The following is a 438-nucleotide window of genomic DNA, read 5'->3' on the forward strand; positions in this document are numbered from 1 at the left end:
AATTCCCCTAAAATTATGGCGACAGACACTCCAAGAATACAAAGCAGTGAAATAATGAGTGCCCAAGTATAAAAATGTAATCCAAAGAATGTTGAACCATAGCCAAGATCGTCTGGTGTGATATGCAAAAGCACTTGCCGGACAGCAACAGCACTGGTTACCATACAGCCCAGAATCACCATACCATAATGGGTATGTTTCACCTTATGGTGGATATTGAGCAAAAATCCACAACCTGCTAGTATCAAACCAACGCGTTGAAGAAGACAAAGCGGACAAGGTAATTCGAATTTTACCAGCTGATAATAAAAGGCTACCAACAAGACAATAGATAATCCAACAAGCCCTAAGGTATTCATAAATATAACGAAATGAGGGTTTTTTTGTTCAACATTTTCCATGGTTATTCTCTCAAAAAGATAAGTTTAAAGTGGAAGT

General features: G+C 37.9%; 1 protein-coding gene. It reads right to left on the reverse strand.

The genetic code is table 11. The annotated features are described in order from the left end of the window. Nucleotides 1-401: disulfide bond formation protein B (locus J7R13_RS09010; protein WP_208438322.1), on the reverse strand; the 401-nt coding region annotated here is incomplete at its 3' end. Nucleotides 402-438 lie beyond the last annotated feature (37 nt).

The sequence above is a fragment of the Bartonella taylorii 8TBB genome (genome assembly GCF_902825155.1).
Classification (GTDB): Bacteria; Pseudomonadota; Alphaproteobacteria; order Rhizobiales; family Rhizobiaceae; genus Bartonella; species Bartonella taylorii_A.